This is a genomic window from Streptomyces sp. NPDC040718, assembly GCF_055593565.1.
Genome location: NZ_JBVIXO010000005.1, coordinates 188,944 through 205,850, shown reverse-complemented (window position 1 = coordinate 205,850; position 16,907 = coordinate 188,944). Strand labels below are relative to the sequence as shown.

At 73.8% G+C, this 16,907-nt stretch carries 20 protein-coding genes; 10 read left to right on the top strand and 10 right to left on the bottom strand.

The features are described 5' to 3' along the window. Window positions 1–18: 18 nt before the first annotated feature. Window positions 19–339, bottom strand: a complete 321-nt coding sequence (locus tag ACZ597_RS15105) for a hypothetical protein (RefSeq protein ID WP_471329278.1) — start codon at window positions 337–339, stop codon at window positions 19–21. After that, window positions 336–911, bottom strand: coding sequence for an RNA polymerase sigma factor (locus tag ACZ597_RS15100; protein ID WP_471329275.1), 576 nt, complete (start codon window positions 909–911; stop codon window positions 336–338). The genes ACZ597_RS15105 and ACZ597_RS15100 overlap by 4 nt, the downstream gene beginning before the upstream one ends. A gap of 443 nt (window positions 912–1,354) precedes the next feature. On the opposite strand from ACZ597_RS15100, the gene ACZ597_RS15095 reads away from it, so the two are divergent. The 6 genes from ACZ597_RS15095 to ACZ597_RS15070 all read left to right on the top strand — a co-directional run bounded on the left by ACZ597_RS15095 (window position 1,355) and on the right by ACZ597_RS15070 (window position 8,764). Continuing rightward, complete coding sequence (locus tag ACZ597_RS15095) at window positions 1,355–2,437, top strand: hypothetical protein (RefSeq protein WP_471329272.1); 1,083 nt, start codon at window positions 1,355–1,357, stop codon at window positions 2,435–2,437. A gap of 374 nt (window positions 2,438–2,811) precedes the next feature. After that, window positions 2,812–4,641, top strand: a complete 1,830-nt coding sequence (locus ACZ597_RS15090; RefSeq protein WP_471329270.1) for an ABC transporter ATP-binding protein — start codon at window positions 2,812–2,814, stop codon at window positions 4,639–4,641. 617 nt (window positions 4,642–5,258) lie between these two features. Further along, window positions 5,259–7,322, top strand: coding sequence for a SpoIIE family protein phosphatase (locus ACZ597_RS15085; RefSeq protein ID WP_471329267.1), 2,064 nt, complete (start codon window positions 5,259–5,261; stop codon window positions 7,320–7,322). Between the two features lie 50 nt (window positions 7,323–7,372). After that, a complete protein-coding gene (locus ACZ597_RS15080; RefSeq protein ID WP_471329265.1) occupies window positions 7,373–7,537 on the top strand; it encodes a hypothetical protein in 165 nt (54 codons plus the stop codon). Then, window positions 7,537–7,635, top strand: a complete 99-nt coding sequence (locus ACZ597_RS15075; RefSeq protein ID WP_471329263.1) for a DUF1963 domain-containing protein — start codon at window positions 7,537–7,539, stop codon at window positions 7,633–7,635. Before ACZ597_RS15080 ends, ACZ597_RS15075 begins: the two co-directional genes overlap by 1 nt. 31 nt (window positions 7,636–7,666) lie before the next feature. Next, entirely contained in the window at window positions 7,667–8,764 is a 1,098-nt protein-coding gene (locus ACZ597_RS15070; protein ID WP_471329260.1) for an NAD(P)-dependent oxidoreductase, read from the top strand. Here ACZ597_RS15070 and ACZ597_RS15065 read toward each other — a convergent pair. The 4 genes from ACZ597_RS15065 to ACZ597_RS15050 form a co-directional block, all read right to left on the bottom strand. Continuing rightward, complete coding sequence (locus ACZ597_RS15065) at window positions 8,709–9,365, bottom strand: DUF305 domain-containing protein (RefSeq protein ID WP_471329257.1); 657 nt, start codon at window positions 9,363–9,365, stop codon at window positions 8,709–8,711. The two genes, ACZ597_RS15070 and ACZ597_RS15065, sit on opposite strands and share 56 nt — an antisense overlap. A 73-nt stretch (window positions 9,366–9,438) precedes the next feature. Next, window positions 9,439–9,861 carry a DUF6153 family protein gene (locus tag ACZ597_RS15060; RefSeq protein WP_471329254.1) on the bottom strand — a complete coding sequence of 141 codons (423 nt, stop codon included), beginning with the start codon at window positions 9,859–9,861 and terminating at the stop codon, window positions 9,439–9,441. Between the two features lie 106 nt (window positions 9,862–9,967). Next, window positions 9,968–11,089: an NUDIX domain-containing protein gene (locus tag ACZ597_RS15055; protein WP_471329251.1), complete on the bottom strand. Its 1,122-nt coding sequence runs from the start codon at window positions 11,087–11,089 to the stop codon at window positions 9,968–9,970. A 14-nt stretch (window positions 11,090–11,103) separates the two neighbouring features. Next, the gene (locus ACZ597_RS15050; protein WP_471329248.1) at window positions 11,104–11,727 is read right to left on the bottom strand and encodes a LysE/ArgO family amino acid transporter; all 624 of its coding nucleotides are present in this window, start codon (window positions 11,725–11,727) and stop codon (window positions 11,104–11,106) included. Window positions 11,728–11,795: 68 nt separating this feature from the next. On the opposite strand from ACZ597_RS15050, the gene ACZ597_RS15045 reads away from it, so the two are divergent. Further along, on the top strand, window positions 11,796–12,701 hold the full coding sequence (locus ACZ597_RS15045) for a LysR family transcriptional regulator ArgP (protein ID WP_471329245.1): 906 nt from the start codon (window positions 11,796–11,798) through the stop codon (window positions 12,699–12,701). Here ACZ597_RS15045 and ACZ597_RS15040 read toward each other — a convergent pair. Then, a complete protein-coding gene (locus ACZ597_RS15040) occupies window positions 12,698–13,132 on the bottom strand; it encodes a DUF1398 family protein (protein ID WP_471329242.1) in 435 nt (144 codons plus the stop codon). The genes ACZ597_RS15045 and ACZ597_RS15040 overlap by 4 nt on opposite strands. Before the next feature lie 61 nt (window positions 13,133–13,193). Between ACZ597_RS15040 and ACZ597_RS15035 the strand changes: the two genes are divergently transcribed. Next, window positions 13,194–13,496, top strand: coding sequence for a hypothetical protein (locus ACZ597_RS15035; protein ID WP_471329240.1), 303 nt, complete (start codon window positions 13,194–13,196; stop codon window positions 13,494–13,496). Window positions 13,497–13,598: 102 nt separating this feature from the next. After that, window positions 13,599–13,937 (top strand): outer membrane protein assembly factor BamB family protein, encoded by a 339-nt coding sequence (locus ACZ597_RS15030; RefSeq protein ID WP_471330098.1) that lies wholly within the window; start codon window positions 13,599–13,601, stop codon window positions 13,935–13,937. Here ACZ597_RS15030 and ACZ597_RS15025 read toward each other — a convergent pair. Together ACZ597_RS15025 and ACZ597_RS15020 are read right to left on the bottom strand one after the other, a co-directional pair. Next, the gene (locus ACZ597_RS15025) at window positions 13,934–14,371 is read right to left on the bottom strand and encodes a GNAT family N-acetyltransferase (protein WP_471329238.1); all 438 of its coding nucleotides are present in this window, start codon (window positions 14,369–14,371) and stop codon (window positions 13,934–13,936) included. The genes ACZ597_RS15030 and ACZ597_RS15025 overlap by 4 nt on opposite strands. A 24-nt stretch (window positions 14,372–14,395) precedes the next feature. After that, entirely contained in the window at window positions 14,396–15,289 is an 894-nt protein-coding gene (locus ACZ597_RS15020; protein WP_471329236.1) for a hypothetical protein, read from the bottom strand. Window positions 15,290–15,420: 131 nt separating this feature from the next. Between ACZ597_RS15020 and ACZ597_RS15015 the strand changes: the two genes are divergently transcribed. After that, on the top strand, window positions 15,421–16,041 hold the full coding sequence (locus ACZ597_RS15015) for a dihydrofolate reductase family protein (protein ID WP_471329233.1): 621 nt from the start codon (window positions 15,421–15,423) through the stop codon (window positions 16,039–16,041). 36 nt (window positions 16,042–16,077) lie between these two features. Here the strand turns inward: ACZ597_RS15015 and ACZ597_RS15010 are convergent, their stop codons facing one another. Further along, entirely contained in the window at window positions 16,078–16,725 is a 648-nt protein-coding gene (locus ACZ597_RS15010) for a hypothetical protein (protein WP_471329230.1), read from the bottom strand. Window positions 16,726–16,907 lie beyond the last annotated feature (182 nt).

The following is a 16,907-nucleotide window of genomic DNA, read 5'->3' as shown; positions in this document are numbered from 1 at the left end:
TCCGAAACGGCCCGTCGGTCATTTCCGGGGCCCTGTCGCCGGGTGTGCCCTCTCGAGGGTGCAGACGCCGTCTGTGCACCGGCGTTCCAGGCGGCCGCGGGAGACGGTCTGGGCCAGGCCGACCATCCAGCAGGTCGGGCAGCCGCGGAAGGCGATCAGGGACAGCGGGGCCGCCAGCAGGGCGGCCGGGCCGAGCGTGGGGACCAGGGCGATCGAGCCGATGATCAGGCCGAAGCCGATGGCGCCCCGCGCCAGGTGGCGCGGGACGGAGCTGCTGGCGAAGTCCGGGCGGGGGGCCGCCGGTCGTGCGGGCTTCGTGGTGGTCGTGGTCGTGGTCATGGTCGTGGGTCTCCTGTCCCTGGTCGGTCGGCCTGTGTCAGGGAGAGCCGCAGCGTCGTGCGGGCCCGGTGCAGCCGGGACTTCATCGCGGTGGTGCTCAGGCCCAGCGCGTCCGCCACGGTCCTGCCGGGCAGGCCCTGTACGTCCCGCATGATCAGGACCTGCCGCTGGTCCCGGGGGAGGGCGCTGACCGCCGCCGCGATCCGCTCCGCCTCCAGCCCGCGCAGCACCGCCTCCTCGGCGGACGGTTCCGCCGGGGCGTCCGGTGCGGCCGGGGCGTCACCGCTCCGCGAGGCGAGCAGCCGTACCTGGCGCAGGCATTCGTTGCGCACGATCCGGAACATCCACGAGGCGAGCGCGCCGGTGGCCCGCAGGGTGCCGATCTTCCGGTAGAGGATGATCAGCGCCTCCTGCGCCGCGTCCTCCGCGTCCTGCGGCGAGGAGCACAGCGAGAGGGCGAACTTGCGTACGTGGGGCTGCGATTCCATGACGACGGCGGTGAGCGAGGTGACGTCACCGTCCTGGGCGGCCTTGATCAGCCGGTCGTCCGGCCAGGTGAAGCGTTGTTTCATGTGTGCTGCTCGTCTCCGACGGGTGCCTCGGGTGCGGTCAGTGCTCAGCCGCGGCTCTTGAAGCGCCGCAGCAGGTGCCAGGTGCAGGCGCCGACGAGCAGGGCTCCGACGACGGCGACGGCAGTGATCAGCATGGTTCCTCCAGGCGTTCCGGTGTGTCCGGTGGGTCGGTACGCGGATAAGAGGCGGGGAGGCTCCCAGAGGATTCGCCCCCGGCCGAAGATTCTTTCCGGACTCCCCGGCTCCGGACTCCCGGCTCCGGCCCCGGGCCCCGGTTCGACTGGTTCGGCCGGTTCGACCGATTCGGCCGCGTGGCGCGAAGGCGCGCGGTAGCGTGAAAGCGCCCACACCACAACGAGTCCCGTCCGGACCCGTGTGCGTTGCCGTGCCCCGATCCTCCCCCCACCCGGTCCACCGTTCCGCGTCCGACCGAAGGGAAGACCATGAGCACCCAGACCCCGCCCGTCTCGTACCCGAGCCTGCTGAGCTGGCTGGCCGGTGGAGCGCCCGACACCACGAAGATCGCCGCCGATCTCAAGGCCATGGCCGACAAGCAGCACTACGAGCGGTTCCTGCTGGACCTGGAGGACGAGCGGGCCGCCTTCCAGGCCGCGCTGCTCGCGGCCTTCCCGCAGACCGCCCTGGACAAGCGCGACTTCTCGAAGGCCCCGGGCAGCCTGACCGCGGTGACCTCACCGACGCTGAAGACGGCCGGACCCGTCTGCCTCACCTCCCTCGCCCAGCCGCGCGACGCCTTCAACCGCGCGTACCTGTGGACCGCCCCCGACGGGGTGCTCCGCTACAAGGGCGGCACCGTGTACGGAAAGACCTCGAACACGCGGATGCGGCTCTCCGCCGACAACGGCGGGCGGCTGTACGTCGCTTCGGCGAACCACCCCCTCAAGCTGTGGCTCCGCAAGAACAACCAGGACGCCACCGTCCAGGAAGTCTTCACCGTCGTGGCCGCCACGGGTGCGGGCGGGTACGACGCCCTCGGCGCCCCGGGCGTCGTCGAGTGGGAGAGCTCGGCCGGCGGCCCGTTGAACACCCCGAAGGGGCTGGTGCACGTGATCACCAAGAGCGGCGCCTTCCGCTCGATCACCTGGAACACCCCCTACTGCACGGCAGGCTGGGTCGAATCGCTGATGCCGACGCTCATCACCCAGGGCACCGTCCCCGGCCCCGGCGGGCAGAAGACGATCGGGCAGAACGTCCACTCGGCGCAGATCGTCGGCAGCGCGTGGATGCCGGGCGTCGACAACCTCGACTGCAAGCCGGCCGAGATGCCCGGGCAGTGGCAGGCCGACGTGGCGGCCACCCTCTGCCCGCTCGCGGCGAACCACGTGCAGCTGGGCCTCATCAAGGAGTTCTGCGACATCCTGAAGGCGGCGAAGCCGAAGCCCTTCGTCGCGGGAGGCACGGACCTGGAGGCCCGGATCACCTACATCCTCACCAACCACCCGCACCGCCGGGCGGACCTGGAGTCGCTCCCCAACATCAAGACCTACTACAAGCAGTGCTTCTGAGCGCGCCCTGACGGCGCAGGGCCCCCGCGTACCGAACACCGCGATCGGTACGCGGGGGCCTCCTGCCGTTCGTCCCGCGGCGGCGAGAGCCGCTCGTCCGCCCAGGACCGGCGGCACGGGCCGGTACGGCCCGCGCGGGTTCAGTCTCTCATCAGAGATGCAAATGGGCCATAGGGGCCAGCATCTGCCAGGTATTGGGCGCAGTCCGCTCTGCTTCTGCGGGTACAGAGGGCCGCCACGGGCGTTCCCGGCCGGTGACGGTGCAGACGCCATCCGATCGGCGGAAAGACGGAGAAAACGCTTGGACGGGGCGAGCGGCACTGCGGAACACTGCGACTCCTGTCCTGCCACCGCTCACACCGCACAGGGTTGGTATGGGATCTCCCGAATCACACCAAAGTCCGCCGGGCAGGGGCCCGGTCCTCCTCGCACTGCGCCACTACGGACGGGAGCTGTTCCGGCTCCGCCGACTGGCCGCACCCGCCATGCTGCTCCCGGCGCTCGGCAACATCGGCATCAACTACGTCGCGCCGCTGGTCGTCGCCAAACTCGTCGGCCGGATCGCGTCCGACCGAGGCGCCGTCGCCTCGGGCATCGGCCCGGTCCTGCCCTACGTCCTCGGGTTCGCCGGCGCCCTGCTGCTGGCCGAGGCCTTCTGGCGCCTCGGCCTGCACTGCCTCAACCGGCTCGACGCCCTCGGCGTCGAGCGGCTCTACGTGCTCGGCATGGACGAGCTGTTCGCCAAGGACGCCGCCTTCTTCCACGACAACTTCGCCGGCTCGCTCACCAAGCGGGTCCTGAGCTTCGCCTCCCGCTTCGAGGAGTTCGTCGACACGCTCACCTTCCAGATCGTCGGCAAGTTCGTGCCCCTGATCTTCGGCTCGGTGGTGCTGTGGCAGTACGAACCGCTGCTCGTCGTGGGCCTGTTGACGATGATCGCGTTCACCGGGCTGCTCGTGACACCGCTGATCCGCCGGCGGCAGCGGCTCGTCGACGAACGCGAGGCCGCCATCGCACGGGTCTCCGGCCACGTCGCCGACAGCCTGATGAACATGGACACGGTCCGCGCCTTCGCCGCCGAGGAACGCGAGGCCGCCGAGCACCGCTCGCGGGTCGCCGAGTCGCGGCGGCTCATGCTGCGTTCGTGGGACTACGGCAACCTGCGCATCGACACGATCGTCGCGCCGATGTCCGTACTGACCAACGCGCTCGGCCTGCTGGTCGCCGTCGGGCTCGCCGCACGCGGGCACGGGGTCGAGACGGTCGTCGTCGCCTTCACCTACTACGGCAACGCGACCCGGATCATGTTCGAGTTCAACCAGATCTACCGCCGCCTGGAAAGCTCGATGACGGAGGCCGCGCAGTTCACCGCACTGCTGCTGACCCCGCCCACCGTCCTCGACCCGAAGTCCCCGGAACCGCTGCTGTGCGAGGGCGCGGAAGTGCGCTTCGAAGGGGTGGACTTCGCCCACGCGGGCGGGAAACCGCTCTTCGCCGGGCTCGACCTGGCCGTGCCCAGCGGGACGAAGATCGGCCTCGTCGGCCGGTCCGGCGGCGGCAAGACCACCCTCACCCGGCTGCTGCTGCGGATGACCGACATCGACGGCGGGCGGATCACCGTCGGCGGGCAGGACATCAGCCGGCTCTCCCAGGCCGACCTGCGCGGCCTGATGGCATACGTGCCGCAGGAGCCGGCGATGTTCCACCGCACCCTGCGCGAGAACATCGCCTTCGCCCGCCCGGACGCCACCGACGCCGACATCCGCCGCGCCGCCGAGGCGGCGCACGTGACGGAGTTCGCCGACGCCCTGCCGGAGGGCTTCGACACCATGGTGGGCGAGCGCGGGGTGAAGCTGTCCGGCGGACAGCGCCAGCGGGTCGCCCTCGCCCGGGCGATCCTGCGCGACGCCCCGATCCTGCTGCTCGACGAGGCCACCAGCGCCCTCGACTCCGAGAGCGAGATCCTCGTCCAGGACGCCCTCTGGCGGCTCATGGAAGGGCGGACGGCACTCGTCGTGGCGCACCGGCTCAGCACCGTCGCCACCATGGACCGGCTCGTCGTCCTCGACCGCGGCCGGATCGTGGAGCAGGGCACCCACCAGGAACTGCTCACCGCGGACGGCGCCTACGCCAAGCTGTGGCAGCACCAGTCGGGCGGCTTCCTCGACGACACCCCCACGGCCGGGGCCGACCTGCGCCCGTGACCCCGGACCCCCGCGCCGTGCCGTGCCGCCGGGCACGGCACGGGGTACGGGGCCACCCCGACGCGGCGGGGAGGGCGAGGGTGAAGACCGCGCCGCCGGCCGCACCCTGCCGCCGGCGCGCCCGGCTCCTCCTCGCCGACGCCCTGGCCGAGGCCCTGCCGACCGGCGCCGCCGAGGCCGCCGCCACGGCCGTCGTCGAGGACCGCGTCGAGGACGCCCTGCGGCCACGCCTGGGGCCCACCAGCGCCGACCGCCCTCGCCCGGGGCCGGGGCCGCCGGGGTCACCTCTCCGGGGACGGCGGCCCGCTCGGCTCCGTCACCGGTGCCGCCGTACGGCTGAGCCTCGGCGGGATCGCCCTGCGCGCGAGCGTACGCGGCACCGTGGACACCGCCGTCCGGCGGATCACCGCATCCGCCCGGACCGGCCCTGGAACCCCCCGCCGTACGCGTCACCGAACCCGGCATCGAGCTCACCCTCCACGCCGGGCCCCTGAGGCTGGGATGGGCCCCCGGTAGACCCCTCCGGGAGGCGGCGGCACCCGGACCGGCAGACGATGGAGGCGTGCAGGTGCCACACGAGCCGGCCGCCGTGACCCGGCCCCGATGAGCGAGGCCCGGTGAACGAACACGTCCCGGTCGACGAGCTGATCAGCAGCGCCGCGCAGGCCGCCGGCGGCTGGCTGGGCGCGCTGCCCGTCGCGCTCGTGGCCACCGGCGCCGACGGGACCATCGTGCGCTGGAACCAGGTCGCGCAGGAGCTGCTGGGCTACACCCCGCCCCAGATGCTCGGGCGCAACATCGCCGACCTGCTGCACCCCGGATCCGACCGCAGCCTCGGCCGCTCCCTCTGGGAGGCGGCCGCCTCCGGCCGCGGGGTGATGGGCACCGTCACCGCCTGGCACCGCGACGGGCACCCCCTGGAGGTGGAGATCTGGGCCTCCCCGGTGTCCGACCGGCAGCACGGCTCGACGGTGCTGGTCTTCGCGGCCGACGCTCACGCCGCCCGCCGTATCCGGGGGTCCTCGGCGGTCTGGGACGGCCTCTTCGCCCGCTCGCCCGTGGGCATCGCCATCCTCGACACGCAGCTCCGCTTCCTCCAGGTCAACGCCGCCCTCGAAACCATGAACGGCCTGCCCGAATCGGCACACGTCGGACGCCGCCTCGCCGAGATCCTCCCCGAGGTGAACGCCCTGGAGATGGAGGAGGCCATGCGGCAGGTCCTGGAGACCGGCAGACCCCTCCTGGACCGCCGCCGCGTCGGCCGGACCCCCTCCGAACCGGACCACGACCGGGTGTGGTCCTGCTCCTACGTCCGGGTGGAGGACCCCGCCCGCATGCCGATCGGCGTGATCGCCTCCCTCGTCGACATCACCGAGCAGCAGCGCGACCACGTCGAAGCCGAAGCCGGCCGGCGCCGCCTCGCCCTGCTCAGCGAGGCCAGCATGCGCGTCGGCTCCAGCCTCGACCTGGAGCGCACCGCACAGGAACTCGCCGACCTCGCCGTACCGCGCCTCGCCGACGCCGTCACCGTCGACGTCCTCGACGCCCTGGCCCGCGGGGACGAGCCCGGCATGGGGCTGACCGGCGGAGTCGCCCTGCGCAGGCTCGGCCGGGCCCCGCTGTCCGGATCGAGGGTGACCGACATCCTCGCCCCCCTAGGCCGGACCCTCACCTTCCCCGCGAACGCCCCCTACACCCAGGCCCTCGCCGCCCGGCAGCCCTTCCTCATCGCCCGCCTCGACGACCAGGTCGTCGCCCCCGCCGCCCGCCACACGGCGAAACCCGCCCAACTGGTCACCGCCGGGGTGCACTCCTTCGTCATGGCCCCCCTGGTCGCCCGCGAATCGGTGCTGGGCGTCGCCACCTTCTACCGCACCCGCCCCGTCGGGCCGTTCACCGCCGAGGACGTCACCCTCGCCGGGGAACTCGCCGCCCGCGCCGCGCTCAGCATCGACAACGCCCGGCTCTACCACCGCGAGCACGAGACCGCCGTCATCCTCCAGCGCAGCATGCTCCCGCAGCACATCACCCCGCCGCCCGGCATCGAGGTCAGCCACCGCTACCTGCCCGCCAGCGACGTCAACGAGGTCGGCGGCGACTGGTACGACGTCCTCGCTCTGTCCGGCGGCAAGGCCGCCCTGCTCATCGGCGACGTGATGGGCCACGGCATCGCCGCCGCCGCGGTCATGGGCCGCCTCTCCGCCTCCGTACGGTCCCTCTCGCGCCTGGACCTCTCGCCCGTACGGCTGCTGCACCAGCTCGAAGCAGCCCTCGCCGACCTCGCCGAACCGATGCTGGCCACCTTCCTCTACGTCGTCGTCGACCCGGCCACCGGACGCTGCACCGTCACCCGCGCCGGCCACCCGCCGCCCGCCCTCGCCCTCCCCGACGGCACCGTCCGCCTCCTCGACACCCCGCCCGGGGTCCCGCTCGGCGTCGGCGGCATCGCGTTCACCCCCACCGAGGTCGAAGTGCCCCCGGGCAGCCTCCTCGTCCTCTACACCGACGGCCTCATCGAGGCGCGCGGCAGCGACCTCGACGAGCGGCTCGGAGAGCTGACCCAGCTGCTCGCGGACCCCCAGCGCCAGCTGGACCACCTGTGCGACTCGCTGATCACCCACCTCGTCCCGGCGGCAGCCGACGACGACATCGCGCTGATGGTCGCCCGGGTCGGCGGCTGACCCGCCACCCGGAGGGGCCGTTGGCAGTGGCCCCGTGCATGATCGGACGCATGACACACGGATCCGCCGAAGCCCTGCGCGACCTGGGCCCGGTCGAGCTGGAGGTCGCGCACGCCCTGCTGGACGGGGACGCCGGCTGGGACGATCCGCGGCTGGCCGAGGAGGCCGGCCGCTGGGTGCTGCTGGCCCAGTTCGACAGCGAGGACGCCGCCTGATGTGGGGCGACTGCGGGGCCCTGTACTGGCTGATCCGGCCGCAGGACCTCGCCGAACGGCGCTTCGACCGGGCCGTGTTCACCTGGCAGTGCTGCTGATCCGCACGAGTACGGAGAACGGGGGACGCGCATGGCGCGCAACAGGGTGCTGGTGCTGGACGCGGCGCCGGGGAAGCTGCTCGGACGGGAGCTGGAGCGGCTCCTCGGCCACGGCCTGGAGGTGACGCTGAACCTGCGCCGCGTCGCCGATCCCGGGGCGGCGCGGGCCGCGTGGGCCGGGCGGGTGGAGTTCACCGACTTCGACGCCTTCGACGGGGAGGCGCTGCTCGCCGAGGTCCTCCCGGACGGCGCCGGCTACCACGCCGTCAAATCCCGGGGCGGCGTGCCGATGCGCGCCGGGTTCCTCGCGGCGGCGACGGCCCCCGGGCAGGCCAACCGGCTGCGGGTGATCGGCCGGGCCGGCGCCGGCACGGACCACGTCGAGCGGGCCGCCGCCGCCCGGCACGGGATCGCGGTCACCCACACCCCGGGCTCCAACGCGACCGCTGTCGCCGAGTTCGCGCTGGCCCAGCTGCTCGCCCTGACCCGCGACTTCCGCGCGTACGACGAGGCCGCGCACCAGGGCCGGTGGCGTTCCCCGGCAGCACCGCCCCGGGGCCTGTCGGAGCTGGCCCTCGGCATCGTCGGGCTCGGCCGGATCGGGCTGGCCCTGGCGGAACGGGCCGCCGCCCTCGGCATGGACGTACGCGGCCTCGCGCGCCGCACGCCGGACGGCGGGGCACCGGTACCCCTGGCGGAGTCCCTCCCCGCACTGCTGGCGACCAGCGACGTGGTCTCCCTCCACGTACCGCTGACCGGGAGCACCCGGGGGATGATCGGCAGGGCCGAACTGGCGCTGATGCGCCCCGGGTCGGTGCTGCTCAACACGGCCCGGGGCGGCATCGGTCGACGGCCAGCAGATCTACTTCGTCATCGCCTGGTCGCACGGTCCCGTGGGCCGCTACACCGGAACGCGGGGCCCGGACGGCCGCCTCTCGGGTACGACGTACGACCTGACCAACCCGTCCAGCCAGGCGACCTGGCGCACCGCGCGGCAGTTCTGACCGACCCGGGGCCCGCAGGACCGGAAGGCCGGGGAGCCCGCGGTCGCGCGGGCTCCCCGGCCGTCGGCGTCAGCTCTTGCCGAGGAGCTTGTTCATCCGGCCGATCTCGGCGCTCTGCGAGCTGATGATGGCGCCGGCCATGTCCTTGGCGGGCTGGTACCTCCCGTCGGACTGCTCCGTCTTCGCCATGGCCACGGCACCCTCGTGGTGCTTGACCATCAGGTCGAGGAACGCGGTGTCGAAGGCCTTCCCGGAGGCCTTCGTGAGCCGGTCCATCTCCTCGCCGGTCATCATCCCGGACATGGAGTGCCCGCCGTGCCCGCCCTGCGCGGCATCGGTGGCCGGGACCTGCTCGCCCCAGGCCGTCAGCCAGCCGGACAGGGTCTTGATCTCCGGGTCCTGGGCCTTCTTGATCTCGGCGGCGAGCTCCTTGACCTCCGCCGATTCGGCGCGGGTCGTGGCGAGGCCGGCCATCTCGACCGCCTGCCGGTGGTGCGGGACCATCCCCTTGGCGAAGGCGGTGTCGGCGGCGTTGTTCGCCGCCTGTGCCCGGCCGGCGGAGGCCGGTGCGGAGGGCTCGGCGGACGCGGAGGCCGCGCCGTCGTGGTCGCCGTGGGCCGTGGAGCCGGTATCGGCCTTCCCGCCGCAGGCGGCGAGGACGAGGGCGGCGGTGGCCGCCGCGGCCAGGGCGGTGGCACGGCGGATCAGGGAACGCTTGACGGTCATGGTGGTGCTCCTCCTGCTTGAGGTACGTACGGGCGTGCGGGCTCGGCCGACGGGAACGCCGACAGGGCCGCGCCTATACGCGCAGGAGTTGCAGTTCGCTCAGTGCCGGGGGCGCGCGCCCGTGCGCCGTCGCCCCGAGCACGGTGCCGTGCGGGGCGCCGGCCGTGGCGGGGATCCCGCCGGGCGCGGCCGCCGGGGCGTGCAGGACCGGGCCCCCGCTGGTGCCGGACGCCGCGCAGGTGGGGTCGGCGTGCTGCGCGTGCCCGTCGGAGGGGCCGCCCCCGGGATCACCCGCGTGGACGCAGCCGCACGGGTCGGCGGAGGGGTTCTCCGCTGCGCCCGCATGGGCCGCGGGATGCGCCGCGGCCGGCGGGAGCGGCCCCGGGCCGAGGCCGTGCATGCCGACGATCCCGATGAGCACGGCCAGTACGAGGAGCAGGCGTGCGGGCAGCCCGGAGGGCCTCCTCGCGCGTCCGGCCCGCGTACTCGTACTCATGGCGGCATCGTAGAGGACCCCTGTCGGATACTCCAAAGGGGTAGGGGGTATGGCGTTCCCCAGGCCGCCCGCACCGGTCCGCGGCGCTCACGGTGCCGCCTGCCGGTCATCTCGAACGGGTCGCTCGGGCGGGTCCCGCCGGCCGCCCCGAGTGGAGTTCCAGCGGGCCGGTGCCCTCGGCCAGAGCGGTCAGGCAGGCTTCGATCTGGCGGCGCAGCTTGGGCTTGACCAGCCCCCGCAGCTCCTCGCGGCGCGCCGTGCGCCACTCCAGCAGCTCGGTGGGCGGCAGCCGGACCGCGGCGAGTTCGGCCGGGTCGAGGACCCCGCCGTCGTAGAGGAAGCGGATCCGCGCCGGGTAGCCGGGCCGGTGGGTCCAGTTGACGGCGAGGAGGCGGCCGGGGACCCGGTCCAGGCCGGTCTCCTCGCGGACCTCGCGCGCCGCCGCGTCCCTCGGGGTCTCGCCGAGGTCGCTGTCGACGCCGCCGCCGGGCAGCAGCCAGCGGCCCGGTTCGCCGTAGCCGGGCCGGACGAGCAGGACCCCGCCGGCCCCGTCGGTGAACAGTACGTTCGCCGCTGTGAGAGCCTTCGGCCGGGCCGCGCGGTGGCCGGCGGGGTCGTAGCGGCCCGCGTGCTCCAGGGCGGCGCGGGCGGCCGGGTCCAGCCCGGCGGGGGAGCCGGGCTGCGGGACGCCGTCGACCAGGTGCGCGACGGATCCGGAGTACAGGGCGGCCAGCCCGGCACGCAGCCGGGGCGCGAGCCGGTCGGGCAGCTGCTCCGCGGCCTCCTCCGGGGTGAGCCAGCGGGCCTCGGCCACCTCGCCGTCCGCGAAGGCGATCCCCTCCGTGTCGGGGCCGGTCAGCGGCCCCACGAGGTACACGTGGACCACGAGCGAGCGGCCGAGCGCGCCCGGCGGGCAGGAGTCCACGGCCAGCAGCCGGCCGACGGGGACGGACAGGTCCAGCTCCTCCTTGAGCTCCCGGGACAGGCCCTGCTCCGGGGTCTCGGTGTCCTCCACCGTGCCGCCGGGCAGTTCGAGGCCGTCCTTGTACGACGGGGTCAGTACGAGGACCCGCCCCCGGGGGTCCAGCACGATGCCGGTCGCGGCGACGAGCGGGGACGGGCGGGCCGCGTAGTAGGCGCGCACGGCCTCGGGTGACGGGCGGTCGGGCACGGCGGCGGCTCCGGGGTGGGGGTCGGGGGAGGGGCGGCGTACCGGAATCAGTACCACGTCCCGGCCCGGCTTCAGGCCCGGGCGAGGAGGAGTCCGCCCATCGTGACCATCGTCGCGGCCACCAGCCCGTCCAGCACCCGCCAGGCGCCGGGGCGCGACAGCAGGCCGCTGAGCAGCCGGGCCCCGTAGCCCAGGGTGGCGAACCAGATCAGGCTGGCGAGCCCGGCCCCGATCCCGAAGGCCCAGCGCAGGTCGCCCCGGTCGGCGGCGAGCGAGCCCACCAGCAGGACGGTGTCCAGGTAGACGTGCGGGTTGAGCCAGGTCATGGCGAGGCAGGTGAGCACTGCCGCGCGGACGGAACCGGCCGTGGCGCCCTCGGCGGTGAGCGCGGCCCCGGGGGCGGGGCGCAGCACCCGCCGGGCCGCGAGGATCCCGTAGCAGATCAGGAAGCCGCCGCCGGCGACAGCCACGGCGGTCAGGGCGGCCGGCCAGGCGGTGACGAACGCGCCGACCCCGGCCACGCCGAGGAAGATGAGCACCGCGTCGGAGACGGCGCAGATCGCGACCACCGCCAGGACGGCGTGCCGGCGCGCGCCCTGGCGCAGCACGAAGGCGTTCTGCGCGCCGATCGCGACGATGAGGGAGAGGCCGGTACCGAAACCCGCCAGTAGTGCTGTGGTGATGCCGTTCGTCATGGTCCGACCGTAAGGACCGCGCGCCTCTGCGTACAGCTAAAGATTTTTACGTATCATTAGCGCCCGTGATGGACGAGCTGCCACTGGAACAGGTCCGGACCCTGCTCGCGGTCGTGGACGAAGGCACGTTCGACGCGGCCGCCGCCGCCCTGCACGTGACGCCGTCGGCCGTCAGCCAGCGGGTGAAGGCCCTGGAGCAGCGCACCGGCCGGGTGCTCCTGATGCGGACCAAGCCGGTGCGGGCGACGGAGTCCGGAGAGGTGGTCATCCGCTTCGCCCGGCAGCTGGCCCGGCTGGAGCGGGACGCGCGCGCCGAACTGGGAATGGGCATGGCCGACGGCCTCGGCCCGGTCCGGATGCCGATCGCGGTCAACGCGGACTCGCTGGCCACCTGGTTCCTGCCCGCGCTCACCCGGGTGCCGCAGCAGCCGCCCATCTGCTTCGAGCTGCACCGCGAGGACGAGTCCCACACGACGGCGCTGCTGCGCGAGGGCCAGGTCATGGCGGCCGTCACCTCCTCGCCCGACCCGGTGGCCGGGTGCAGCGTACGGGCGCTGGGACTGGCCCGCTACCTGCCGGTGGCGAGCCCCGACTTCGCCGCCCGGCACCTGACCGTGGCCCCGGCCCGGGACCTGCGGGAGGCGCCGCTGATCGTCTTCGACCGGCGCGACGTCCTCCAGGACCGCTTCGTCCGCGCGCTCACCGGCGGTGCCTCGCCCGCCTCGGCCGCACGGCACCTCGTGCCCACCTCGGAGGGCTACCGGGACGCGGTGGCGGCGGGCCTCGGCTGGGGGCTCGTCCCCGAACCGCAGGCGGAACCGCTGCTGGACACCGGGGCGCTGGTGCCGCTGGCGCCGGGGCGGTGGCTGGACGTACCGCTGTACTGGCAGCAGTGGAAGCTCGACTCGCCCGCGCTCGCGCTGGTCGCCCGGGTGGTCGCCGAAACGGCCATGGAGGAGCTGCGGCCCGTCTAGGGGGCTTCCGCGGGCAGTGTGACGGCCGGGTAGTCCTCGGTGTGGGAGTCGCCGCCGGAGCCGTAGTACGTGCAGGTGCGCGCCGCGGTGTCGACGTCGTACCAGGCGACCCCGGCGTCCCAGCAGCCGCGGGCGAACTCGGGGAACGTCGTCTTCCCGGCCTGGTCCGCGCGCAGGGCCGCCACCAGGACCTCCCGGTCGAACGGCGGCGCCTGCACGGGGCCGGTGACCAGCGGCTCGCCCTGGACCACGACGTCGCCGTGTTCCGTCAGGTAGAGGAACGAGTTGGACGGGACGGCCATGCGGCACCGGGTCACGCCGGCCTGGCGCAGGCTCTCGGCCAGGTAGGGGAAGCCCCCGACCTCGGGGCGGACGGCGGCGCCGCGCTCCAGCGCGGCCTGGAGTCGGCCGATCGCGACGGTGGTGGCCATGGTGTCTCCCTGATGCTCCGGTGGGGGTGCGCGATCCTCCAGCGCGGAGTGCGCGCCGGATATGGGGGAGTTCCACGACAACCCCGACCACCGCACCTCACCCCTGCTCGCCCTCACCCCCGGCGGCAGGCGCGCACTGGCGGCGATCACCCTCCGTGCCGAGGCCGCGCACGGGGTGATGGGAGAGGGGCTGGCCCGGGCCGACCTCGCGGCCGTACGGGCCCTCCTGCGGCGGCTGACGCGGCAGACGGACCAGTGGGCCGAGGGCGAGGCCGACGCCGGCCGCGGCACCGGCCCCGCCGGTGCGCGGCGCGTCGCACGCTCCCGCGCCGCGACCGGCCGCGGGGCGGAGGACGGATCGTGAGCCGCGGCGAGGGCGAGGCGGCGGCGGGCGACCCGGTCCGGGAACTCCTGGCCGAGCTGAACGCCCTGGCGGACCCGGCCGCTCGGTACCTGGCCGCGCGGGATCGTCCTCGCGGGGGACCGCGTGCTGGTGTTGCCGCAAGCACCGAACCTGCTGTCCTGCATCGATCTGCGGACGGGTGCGTCGCTGTGGAGCGCCCCCACACCGAGGTGGACGGGGAACCTCACGGTCCACTCGGACACGGTGGTGATGGGCGGTTGGCGCGGCTACACCCCGATGAGTGGCCTGGACCTCGCCGACGGGGGCGTCCGGTGGACGACACCGTCGCCGGTGACGTCAGTACGCACCCTGGCGTGGGCCGGCGGGGTGCTGACCGGCAGCGGGTGCGAGGCGGTGCTCCTCGATCCCGCCGACGGGCAGGATCCGGAGGAGACGGCCTAGGCCGGCCCCAGTTCCCTGGTGAAGTGGAAGGCGACGATGTCCATGCGCTCGCGCAAGTAGAAGCGGTGGGCGTCGGTTCGGTGGGTGCCCGAGTCGAGGTTGAGCTCGTGGCACCCCGCGGCGCGGGCGTGGGACTCCAGGTGGACGAGGAGTTCGTGGCCGACGCCGGTGGAGCGGGCGGCCCCGGCGGTCACCAGGTCGTCGACGTAGAGCTTGCGCAGGGAACTCGTGTTGTCGATGATCCGCCAGCCGGCCGCACCGACGCAGGTGCCGTCGTCCGCGTAGGCGGCGGTGAAGCGCAGCCCCTGCGCCCGCCCGTTCTCGTACACCTGCCGGAAGAGCTCTTCGGTGAGGTGGGGGCGCAGCTCGCGCAGGACCGGCAGGAGGTCGCCGATCAGGCGCGGGTCGCCGGGCTCGAAGTCGATGATCTTCACGCCCGCACGATACCGCCCCCGTCGCTACCGGCCGAGGGCGCTGCGCACGGTGATCCCGTACCGGGTCCGCAACCTGCGCAGCTCCCAGAAGGACAGGGCGGTCACGGACAGGGGCGCGCCCGCCAGGAAGAGCAGCCACACGCCCTGCGGGGCGTTCACGGGCGGCCCCTCGAAGGCCTGGAGCGCCGACATCACCACCACGACCACGGGGGAGAGCAGCGGCGGCAGCACCTCGTGGACGTCGGCGGTCCGGAAGGAGTGGTGGACGCACAGGACCGAGGACGCGAGGAGGAACGGGAGCAGGAAGAGGCTCGCCAGCCCCGTCAGCAGGCTCAGGACGAAGCCCACGTCGCCCGCGGCCGCGAACAGGTCGTCCCGCAGGTCGGAGGCGAGGGCGAACCACTGGAGGGCGGCGCCGCCGGCCAGGCCGGCGAAGGCGGTCAGCGGGCCGCGCAGCCGCCGCCGGTACAGGGCCCTGGGGTGCGGCCGGGCCGCCAGTACGAAGGCGGCGACGGCCAGGGGCCCGACGACCATGAGCACCGCCGCGCTGATCAGCATCTCGGTGAGCTTGTCGTCGAGCACGTCCTTCGCCCCGTGCCGCAGCGAGAACGCGTAGAACAGCCAGGCCGTGGCGGCCAGCCCGATCCCGGTACGGGCCACCTGGGCCCGGTCGATCGCGGGGTCGGCCAGCCGGTCAGGGCGCCCCGGCCGCTGGACGCGGGCGGCGAGGACGAACGGCGTCATGAGCGCCGTCACGCAGCCGTGGCGCCGCTGCCCGCGCCGCCCGGCCCCGTCCCCGCCCGGCCCTCGTACCGGGGGCGGCCCGTACGGCGCCGCCCCGTACGGCGCCGCCCCGGGCGTCGGCCCCGTCCGCCACCCCGCGCCCGACTGCCGAGCGTCCTCGTCCCACCGTGCCACCAGCTGCTCCCGCCCCCGAGTCGATCAAGATCGACAGGAGACTCTACTGCCCCCCGCGCGGCCCGGGTGTGGCGGTCCGCCGCGGGGCGTCTACTGGGGAGGAGAGCCGCCGCCGTCCCTGGAGCGTCCCGATGAGGAAGATCACCGCAGAGCTGTTCATCTCGCTCGACGGCGTCGTGGAGGCGCCCCACGAATGGCACTTCCCCTACTTCGACGACCGGATGGGCGCGGCCGTCGACGCCGTCGTCGGCTCCGCCGGCACCCTGCTCCTCGGCCGCAGGACCTATGACGGCTTCGCCGGGGCCTGGCCGGGGCGGGAAGCGGCGGGCGGCGAGGACGCCGACTTCGCCAGGCGCCTCGGCGACGCCCGGAAGATCGTCGTCTCGCGGCAGCCGCTCGACTCCACCTGGCGCAACTCCGAACGGCTCGACGGGGAACTCGTCGACGCGGTCACGGCGTTGAAGAACGAGCCGGGCCAGGACCCGATCGTGATCAGCGGCTCGGTGTCCGTCGTCCGCCAGCTGCTGGCCGCCGGACTGCTGGACCGGCTCCAGCTGCTCGTCCACCCCGTCGTACTGGGCAAGGGCATGCGCCTCTTCGAGGAGGGCGAGCCGGCGATCCCGCTCGAACTGCTCTCCTGCGACGCCTTCGACACCGGCGTGCTCAACCTCTTCTACGCCCCGGCCGAGCGGCCCGGCGGCGCCGGCTACGAGGAGGCGAAGGCCCATCTGCCACGGGCCGGACGCCAGTAGCGCTTCGTCGGCTGGTGTCGTGGGGGTGGTCGTGTTTCAGGTGAAGGCAATGGCCGCTCCGGTCGAGATCGAGAGTCCCGCAGCGTGGAGGAGCTGCAGGCATACATAGGATTCGACGCCGTAGCGCTGCCAGCCCTCGGTGGCCGGCATCTCGGCATCGGCGGCCGCGAAGACCTCTTCGGAGTGCGGATCGAGGTCTTCTGGAAGACCGAGGGCTTCAGCGAGTCGACGGGCTTCCTCCAGCAGGCGCACCGAGGACCCCAGGTAGCCGCCCGGTGCCTTTTTGTCCACGATGACCTGGGTGAAGTCGACGGGGACGTAGTAGCCCTCGCAGTCCGAATGATGGATCAGATGGTCGAACGGTCCAGGAGGATCACTCGGGAGGGCCTCGTACGCCTTGCCCAGGAGCGGGTCGTCGGTCGGCCGCCGGCTGTCGTTCAGCGGCTCGGGCAGGCGCCCGCTCGCTGCAAGGTGGACAGCGAGGCGGCGAACGGCGTGCAGGCCCGAGTAACCCCACGCCTCGAACTCCGCGCTCTCCTCCTCATCGAGGTCGGGCTCAGTCCACTGCCGCGCTCCCGCACGCTCCAGTAGCTCGCCGATCGTGGCGAAGTCAGCGCGGACCATCTCGGTGTATCCGTCGTCCTCGGAGTCGACGAGGACCCCGACCGCCATGTTCAATCCCATGGCCCGATCTTGCCATCGGCGATCCGATGACCGATCGCCGCCCTTCCGCCGAGGTCATGCTGCCCGGCCGTGGCCGTCGGCCTCCGGCTGACCGTCTCCGCGCAGCGGGCCGAAGCCGACGTCCAGGTGCGGGTGGTACGGCCGCCCGGCCGCCCCGCCGATCATGCATCTACGCTTGTGCC